Here is an 8,102-nt window from a genome sequence, read left to right on the forward strand (position 1 = left end):
CGACCTGCCGAGTGCGGCATTCGATTGCGTATTGCTGTTCGAGGTAGTAGAGCATCTGAAGGACGAGCATCTGGCGGGCATGCTGACCGAGGTGGCCAGGGTGCTGCGGCCTGGCGGAACGTTGGTCGTCACTACGCCCAACGATGAGGATCTCGCCCTGGCTACGCGCTTTTGCCCGGACTGTGGCGCCGTCTACCACGAGTGGCAGCACATTCGAACCTGGTCCGTCAGCTCGCTGGACCGAACGGTCCAGCCGTATGGATTCCAGTTGCAAAGGTATAGGACGCTGGACTTCACAGCCAAGGGCTCCCTGCGGGGCCGGCTGCGCCAACTCGCAAGGTTGCTCGAGGGCCGACCTGCGCCTCACATGGTTGCTGTCTTCGGCCGGAAATAGGCACTCGAAGAATCGCACCCGATATCGCGACTAGCCCCTGACCCTATGTTCTCCAATCTCTGTTTGATGCAAAGTCGTCCTGCGAGGCTCGCAACATCATGATCGATAAATGCCGCGTCGACCCGGCGTTGCGCGCAGCCCTCTCACCGCATCGACCCTCAAGATCGGTGCGTCCTCTTCGAAACCCTCGACGACTACTTCCTCGCCTTCCTCCTGCCCGAGTACCTTCGCGACCGGATTATTGTGCGAGTGCACGCCACCTCGGAAACCGAATATGCGGTGTGGCGACCTGGCCTCCTGCAGCACATGAAGTTCCGCGTCATCCGAGCGCTCCAGCGTCGCAGTATTCGGTACATAGCCACGGTATCGGCCTTTCACCTGGCCTTCGTCAAGCGCTGAAGCCTGAATGACGACCAGCTGCCCATGGCGAACAGGCGGTTCATGGTGATACCGAATTGGCTGCCGATGCAACCAGGCGGCAGCCGTAGCATCACCAACCGGGCCGATCGGATCAGCTTCCCGAAGTTGGGACGGATGGACGTGCTCGTCGCATATCAAAAGGGCCTCAACAACATCCTGTCGTGCCTGGTGCTGGTGCTGGTGGATGCGCGGCGCCGCGTGCGGTTCTCCTTCATCGGCAAGGGCAGCGAACGCGCCCGGCTGACCGGGATCGCCCGGAGGCTCGCGCCGGCCGAGATCGAATTTGTCGAGTCGCTCCCCAATCAGCAAATCAGCCAACGTCTGGACGACGCTGACTGCGTCGTGCTGGCATCGCGTTACGAGGTCATGTCCATTTTCGCGCTCGAGGCTGCGACGCCGTACAGCTGTCGTATGCAATCGGTCGCTCCCTCGGCCTTAGCAACGACCAGCCCCGAGTGTTGGGTGCGCAGTCGCTCGAAGTGGCGTCACGATTCGTCTCTGCCGATCCGGTGCGTCGGCTGATCGGATTCTCGCGCCTCATTGGGACCTGAGATGTGCGGTCTAGCAGGTTTTATCGACCAGGGAACGGAGGGCGCGGAGGCACAGGCGCGACTGGCGAGCATGCTTTCCCGCATCGCACACCGCGGCCCGGACGACGAAGGCGTGTGGATCGACGGCCCGCTCGCCATCGGCCACCGACGCCTGTCCATCGTCGACCTGTCGCCCCTTGGGCATCAGCCAATGATCTCCGCCAGCGGCCGCTACGTGATCGCGTTCAACGGGGAGATTTACAACCACACTGAACTGCGCAGCGCGCTGGCACGGAGTGGTGCGCAGTTCAAGGGCCATTCCGACACCGAGGTGCTGCTCACCCTCATTGAGCGCGACGGCTTGCCGGCGGCGCTCGCGCATTGCGTCGGGATGTTCGCCATTGCTGCCTGGGACCGCCGCCGGCGCGTGCTGCACCTCGCTCGTGACCGCTTCGGCGAGAAGCCGCTTTACTACGGTTGGTGCGGGCGCACCTTCCTCTTCGGCTCACAGCTACGGGCGCTGGCTGTGCACCCAGCTTTTGACAACATGCTCGACGCCGAATCCGTGCGCGACGTGGTACAGCGCGGTTATGTCGCTCCGGACAGGAGCATCTATCGTCAGCTGCGGCAAGTGGCCCCAGGGACCTGCGTGTCGCTGCGGGCGGCCGCCTCCGCAGGATCCTCGCCGCTCGCCCGGACTTACTGGGATCCAGTGGCCGTCGCGCGCGACGGCGCGCAGCGACCGTTTGCCGGAAGCTTCCACGAGGCCACGACCGAGCTGGAACGTCGGCTGCGGGATGCTGTCGTGCTGCAGCTGCAGGCCGACGTGCCGGTAGGCGCCTTTCTGTCGGGCGGGGTCGACTCCAGTGTCGTCACTGCCCTCATGTGCCACGCCTCCCGCTCTCGCGTGCGCAGCTACTCGATCGGGTTCCAACGCGCAAGTCACAACGAGGCCGAGCACGCGAAGGCCGTCGCCGAGCATCTCGGCACCGATCACACCGAGTGGTACGTGGACGAGGCGGAAGCCGAATGCCTGGTGCCGACCCTTGCCGACATTTACGACGAGCCGCTCGCGGATGCCTCGCAGATCCCGACATTGGTACTGGCCCGGCTGGTGCGGCGCGACGTGACTGTCGCGCTGTCGGGAGACGGTGGGGACGAGGTCTTCGGCGGCTATCCGAAATACGGCCGCGGCGAGGCCCTGTGGCACTTGCCGGCGCGTCGCTCCCTAGGTGCAATGGCGCGGCTGGCGGACCGCGTACTGGCCCCGGCCCTACGTCACGTGATGCCGACCGCGGCCAGCCAGCGGGTGCCGTGGCATAGGATTAATACTGCGGCGGCACTGTGCGGGGCACGCACCCCGGAGACGCTTGCTGACCTACTGGAAACCCTGAACCGCGACGCATCGGGCTTCCTGGCCCCGGCGCTGCGAGCGCAGGTCACGGCACCTACGCGCAGGCCTGCTGTGCTGGCCAGCTACCGCCGAGAAGCCATGCTGCGCGATATCCAGGCCTACCTCCCGGGCGACATCCTGACCAAGGTCGACCGGGCTACCATGTCCGCTTCCCTGGAAAGCCGTGCTCCGCTGCTCGACCATCGTCTATACGAATTCGCGGTCACGCTGCCGGACACGCACCTCTTCGATGGGACCGCCGGCAAGCGCATTCTGCGTGCCCTCCTGTACCGCCTGGTGCCGCGCGAAATCGTCGACCGGCCCAAGTCAGGCTTCATGGCGCCGCTGCCAGACTGGCTGCGCGGCGGACTGAAGCCTTGGGCGTCTGACATGCTACGTACCGCATCGGCAGCGCGCGTACTGGACGTTAATCGCTGCCGACGCCTACTGGACCTGCACTGTCAGGGCCACCATGATCTGTCGTCCCGGGTCTGGCCGCTGGTCACCCTCGCGGCATGGTCCCACCGTCACCTGCAACGCGGCGCGGGCTCGACTTGAGTAGCCATGACTGAGCCCATTGTGTACAGCTGTGTCACCGCCGGCTACGACAAGGTTGCCCCGGTACCGACGGCTTGGCATTGCCGGTTCATCCTCTTTCACGATGGTTCCGTCGAGGTCCCCGACGGCTGGGAAGGCCGCCGTCTGCACGTCGCCGGGCTACGTGGGGTTGCGCTCAATCGCTATGCCAAGATGCTGCCTCATCGGCTCGGCCTGGAGGGCGAGCTCTCGCTATACGTCGACGGCAACATCTTCTTCAGGCGTGACCCGGCGGAAAGGATCCAGTCGGTCCTGTCCAAGGCCAAGATTGCCGCCTTCCGCCATCCCCACCGGGAATGCGCCTATGCCGAGCTGCGAGAGAACCTGAGGCTCGGATTCATCGGCCCGGGGCCGGTCTGGCGCCAAGTCAGGAAGTTCAGGCGCGCCAGACTCCCGCGCAAGAGCGGCTTGTTCGAGGCACGCGTCTTGTTCCGCCGCCACACAGAGCCGGAGGTCGTCGTCCTGGACGAACTCTGGTGGTCCATGTGGCAGGACGGCTTGGGACGGGACCAACCCTTGCTCAGCGCGGCTCTCTGGGCCACCGGGATGACCGTCGAGACGGTTGGCCCCGACGCACGGGCAGATCCCAGCGATGTTCTCGGTGTCGGAGAGCACGCAACGCAGCGCACACGCGTCCAGCGCTTGCCCAAGCGCTTGGCCGCCGAGCTTGCTCTGTATCGCTTGTGGTTGCCGAGATGAATTCGACCACGTCACCGCGCGCACTACCGGGAGCGCTCGCCCCGCCGGCCTCGGCGCGCGGCTCAATCTGCATGGGCGGCGCTCGATGTCTGTGGTACGGCTCGTCGGTCATCTTCGCTGCGGTCGTCGCCGGCTTCGCGCTGCTCGGTCCGTCAGTGGACTTCGAGAACTATCGGATGCTGTTCGAGTGGGTGACGGAAACCGACCTGGCTGAACTCGCACTCGGCAGCGACCCGGGCTATCTCGTCCTATCGCGGATCGCCTACGTATCGGGCCTGGGCTTCCATGGCTTGATGTTCGCGGTCGCCCTCATGACGTGCGCTGCAAAGACCACCGTCCTTTGGCGCTTGCAGACGGATCGCACCGTGCTCGTCGCGATGTATGCCTCATACCTGTTCTGGCTCCACGAGTACACCCAGATCCGGATCGCGCTTGCGCTTGGCCTCATCATGCTCGGCATCTACGTCGCGCGACGGAGCCAGTGGGTGCTTTTCATCGCAGCTGTCACGCTGCATGCCTCGGCGATCGCCGTCATCTTGCTATACGTCGCCGTCCGATTCCCCGGAAGGGCGACGCTTGGCGCGCTGATCGGGCTGCCGGCACTCTATGTCACTGGCGTGCTGGACGACTTCATCTTAGACATTGCGACCCGGGTCGCGTACTACACGCATCTGTGGGACCTGGGCGAGTTCGACCGGCTGAACATCTTCAGCCTGATGCCGATAGCTCAGGGCCTCATGATCCTGCTCGCGCTGCGCCACCGCGAACGCCTGACCTACTTCGGCCGGATGGAGCTAGTGTTCGCGGCGGTCGGGCTGCTGAGCTTTTACACCCTGAGCTTCCTGCCGGTTCTCGCGTTTCGCACCTACGAGCTCTTCATCCCCTTTTTCCTCGTGCTGGTGTCGCGCGTCTGGCCCCATTCACTGGGCGTGCGCCTGCTGGTGCCTGTGTACGTGCTGCTCGGGCTGCGGCTCAGCTTCGACGGCAACGATCCGCTGCTGCGGCTCTTCTGACCTTGCATAGATGCCCTCGCTCACACTGACTCTTTGTGTCGTCGTCTACGAATCGGTGGAGGTAACGCAGCGCTTCCATCAGGCGCTGACCGCCTCGCTGGCGGGGTTCGAGGACGTGGAGGTCCTCTACTACGACAACTCGCCCTCCGACACCCTAGCGCGCTGGTTTGCCGACCGGCTTGGCCCGAGCATGCAGTACACGCACGATCCGCGCAACCTCGGCTTCTCGTACGCCAACAACCAGCTCATCCTGCGGGCGCGCCATGAGCGCATCCTGCTGCTGAACCCCGATGTGTTCGGCTTCAGCCCGACGCTATGGCAGTCCATAGCGTCGCGCCCCACGGCCGGCACGGCGCGCTTCGCCCGCCTGCTCAACGCGGACGGCAGCTTCCAGGACTGCGTCGGCGAGCTGGCGGGCCTCGGCCGGGCACTGCGGCCGCGCCGCGACTTTGCCTCGGTGCGCGAGCCGATCGAGGTGGGCATGGGCATCATGGCGTTCATGCTCACGGAGAAGTCGGTATTCGCCGAGGTCGGCCTGCTCGACTGCGAATACCCGTTGTATGCGGAGGACATGGACTGGTGCTTGCGCGCCAAACGGGCCGGCGTGAAGGTGGTCTATGACCCGGGCATCGAGCTCATTCACGTGGGCGCCGCCTCGGCCAGCCAGCGCTGGGGGCAGGCGGCGACACTGCGGCGGAAGTATCGCGCCGAGCGCATCTTCATTGACAAGCACACCCGGGGACTGGAGTGGCTGGCAATGCGGCTGCTCAACGCCGCGAAGCTCGTCTTGCGGGCAGCGCCATGGTGAGTGCGCTCGTGATCCACGTCATTCTGCCTTCGCTGCGCATTAGCGGCGGCGTGAAAGAGGCGCTTCGGCTGGGCGAGGAGCTTGCGGCTTGCGGCCACGAGGTCGACGTTTGGACCCTGTGGCGCGGCTCGCACGCCGTTGCGGCGAATGGCTTGCGTGTCGTCGAGCTAAGCCAGTGGGTCACGCGGGTCCGCTGGGCGGCTTTGCAGCTACCCGCGCTGATGCTCGCCTTCGCGCGCCGCGCCGCGCGCGGAAGGGGTAGCGGCTGGCAGATTTTCATTTTTACCCACTACGCCACCTCCCCACTGGCGGTGCTGATTCGACCTTCGCGGCGCTGGTTCTTCGTGCAAGATTTGGAGTGGCGGTTCGTGCGCCACGCCGGCCTGCGCGCACTGCTCAAGGCCGTCGTGCTCGGTCTTTACCGTCGCGGCCGACTTATCGCGGCAAACGACTACCTCGCCAGCGAGCTGCGTGCGCTCGGCCTCGAGGTGGCCGTGCAGGCGCCGATCTGGGCCGATGCCGCCTTCCGCGACGAAGGCAACCGCGAGCGCGACATCGACGTGGTGATGATGCTGCGCAAGGGCGACCACAAGCGGCTCGATCTGTATCGCCAGGCACTAGAGCAACTCGCCTGCGGGCCGCAGCACCGCACTACCGCCGTCATTACACCCGACGATGACATCGCCGCGCAAGTGGCCGCGCACGCATCGCACCTGGACGTCCGCCCGGATGCGGCAGCGATGCGCGCGCTCTACGCCCGCACGCGGCTATTCCTCATGCTCAGCGAGCACGAGGGCTTCGGGCTGCCGCCGCTGGAAGCCATGGGATCGGGCTGCGTGCCACTGTGCCGCGACAGCGGCGGCGTGCGGGCCTACATGACCGGCGAACTGCGCGAACTGTTGCTGCCGCTGGACTGGCCCGTGGAGCGGATCGCACAACGCATCGACGACCTGCTGACCTCCCCAGAGGCGCTGCAGCGCTACTCGACGGCGGCGAGGGCGGTGTTCGACGCCGGGTTGCGCCGATCACAGTCGCGCGCCGTGTCAGTCGCCGCCGCGATGTGGTCCGCCACCCAATCAGAGGTGCGGTCATGACATTGCCGATCGTCACCCTGTCGATCGTCAGTCATGGCCAAGGCGCGCTCGTGCGTGGCTTGCTCGACGATCTCGCCTGTGGCGTAGACGTCGACCACGAGGTCGTCCTTACCCTTAACATCCCCGAGGACGAGCGCTTCATTGCAGATTACCCGTCGCTGCCCATCACCGTGGTGCGCAACAGAGAACGCAAGGGCTTCGGGGCCAACCACAATGCCGCCTTCGCAATCTCGCGCGGCCAAGTGTTCGTGATCATGAACCCGGACATCCGCGTACGGCCACTGCAGTTGGCGCCAATGCTCGACACGCTGGCCCGCCCGCGCATGGGCGCGTGCGCGCCGGCCGTGTTCTCCTCCGCCGGAACGCTCGAGGATAGCGCACGACGCTTCCCGACACTGGCGCGCCTCGCGCGGCGCATCCTACTGCGCCGTCGCGAGCCCGATTACTTGTGGCCCGAGTATCCGATCGAGGTAGATTGGGTGGCAGGCATGTTCATGCTCTTCCGCCGTGAGGCCTTCGAGCAGGTTGGCGGCTTCGACGAGGGCTACTTCATGTACTTCGAGGATGTCGATATCTGCCGCCGCCTTCGGAGCGCAGGATGGAACGTCGGCTTCGACCCACATTCGTCGGTGTTTCACGATGCCCAACGCGCCAGCCGGCGAAGGCTGACACACCTACGGTGGCATCTGACGAGTGCAGTCCGCTACTTCGCCACGAGTACGAATCGCGAGGTGCGCCCGCGATAGGATTTGGCTCTCACTGCTTTGGATGTTGGTCTACCTTGGCCGCAGCCTTGTAATTGGGTAGTTCGGCGCAACGCGGCCTTGACGTCGGCGTCGTCGGGAGCTGCACCCTCGGCTCGCACCAGATTAGGCAGCCCTTGCGGCAACGCGCTGGGCGCCTGTAGCCGCGCCAGCCGTAGGCGCGGGTGCAGCGTCGGGACCGTCGCATCCCCATCCGCTAGCAGTTCCTCATACAACTTCTCCCCCGCTCGCAGGCCGCTGAACTCGCTCTCGATCTCGTCGTCGTGATGACCCGCGAGCCGGATCATCTCGCGGGCCAACTCGACGATCTTCACCGGCTCACCCATGTCGAGCACCAGCGCCTCGCCGTCGAGGCCCACCGCGCCGGCCGGGATCACGAGCTCGACGGCC

Annotated in this window: 9 protein-coding genes; 8 read left to right on the plus strand and 1 reads right to left on the minus strand. The window is 65.4% G+C overall.

What is annotated here, in order from left to right; genetic code table 11:
- The 8 genes from JSV65_06830 to JSV65_06865 all read left to right on the plus strand — a co-directional run.
- On the plus strand, nt 1–394 hold a 394-nt coding region (locus tag JSV65_06830; GenBank protein ID UCH36063.1), incomplete at its 5' end, for a class I SAM-dependent methyltransferase.
- Between the two features lie 534 nt (nt 395–928).
- Nucleotides 929–1,336: a glycosyltransferase gene (locus JSV65_06835; GenBank protein ID UCH36064.1), complete on the plus strand. Its 408-nt coding sequence runs from the start codon at nt 929–931 to the stop codon at nt 1,334–1,336.
- Nucleotides 1,337–1,366: 30 nt separating this feature from the next.
- Nucleotides 1,367–3,295 carry an asparagine synthase (glutamine-hydrolyzing) gene (gene asnB, locus JSV65_06840; GenBank protein ID UCH36065.1) on the plus strand — a complete coding sequence of 643 codons (1,929 nt, stop codon included), beginning with the start codon at nt 1,367–1,369 and terminating at the stop codon, nt 3,293–3,295.
- A gap of 6 nt (nt 3,296–3,301) precedes the next feature.
- Nucleotides 3,302–4,033, plus strand: coding sequence for a DUF616 domain-containing protein (locus JSV65_06845; protein UCH36066.1), 732 nt, complete (start codon nt 3,302–3,304; stop codon nt 4,031–4,033).
- A gap of 71 nt (nt 4,034–4,104) precedes the next feature.
- The gene (locus tag JSV65_06850; protein UCH36067.1) at nt 4,105–5,046 is read left to right on the plus strand and encodes an EpsG family protein; all 942 of its coding nucleotides are present in this window, start codon (nt 4,105–4,107) and stop codon (nt 5,044–5,046) included.
- A 10-nt stretch (nt 5,047–5,056) separates the two neighbouring features.
- On the plus strand, nt 5,057–5,854 hold the full coding sequence (locus JSV65_06855; GenBank protein ID UCH36068.1) for a glycosyltransferase family 2 protein: 798 nt from the start codon (nt 5,057–5,059) through the stop codon (nt 5,852–5,854).
- An 8-nt stretch (nt 5,855–5,862) separates the two neighbouring features.
- On the plus strand, nt 5,863–6,948 hold the full coding sequence (locus JSV65_06860; GenBank protein UCH36069.1) for a glycosyltransferase family 4 protein: 1,086 nt from the start codon (nt 5,863–5,865) through the stop codon (nt 6,946–6,948).
- Nucleotides 6,945–7,694, plus strand: a complete 750-nt coding sequence (locus tag JSV65_06865; protein ID UCH36070.1) for a glycosyltransferase family 2 protein — start codon at nt 6,945–6,947, stop codon at nt 7,692–7,694. The genes JSV65_06860 and JSV65_06865 overlap by 4 nt, the downstream gene beginning before the upstream one ends.
- Here JSV65_06865 and JSV65_06870 read toward each other — a convergent pair.
- Nucleotides 7,652–8,102: polysaccharide biosynthesis protein (locus tag JSV65_06870; GenBank protein UCH36071.1), on the minus strand; the 451-nt coding region annotated here is incomplete at its 5' end. The two genes, JSV65_06865 and JSV65_06870, sit on opposite strands and share 43 nt — an antisense overlap.

It is taken from the genome of Armatimonadota bacterium, assembly GCA_020354555.1.
In the GTDB taxonomy this organism is placed as follows: domain Bacteria; phylum Armatimonadota; class Hebobacteria.

Coding starts and splice junctions, on each gene's coding strand:
- JSV65_06835 (UCH36064.1), top strand. CDS start 929: ATGGACGTGCTCGTCGCATATCAAAAGGGCCTCAACAACATCCTGTCG.
- asnB (UCH36065.1), top strand. CDS start 1,367: ATGTGCGGTCTAGCAGGTTTTATCGACCAGGGAACGGAGGGCGCGGAG.
- JSV65_06845 (UCH36066.1), top strand. CDS start 3,302: ATGACTGAGCCCATTGTGTACAGCTGTGTCACCGCCGGCTACGACAAG.
- JSV65_06850 (UCH36067.1), top strand. CDS start 4,105: ATGGGCGGCGCTCGATGTCTGTGGTACGGCTCGTCGGTCATCTTCGCT.
- JSV65_06855 (UCH36068.1), top strand. CDS start 5,057: ATGCCCTCGCTCACACTGACTCTTTGTGTCGTCGTCTACGAATCGGTG.
- JSV65_06865 (UCH36070.1), top strand. CDS start 6,945: ATGACATTGCCGATCGTCACCCTGTCGATCGTCAGTCATGGCCAAGGC.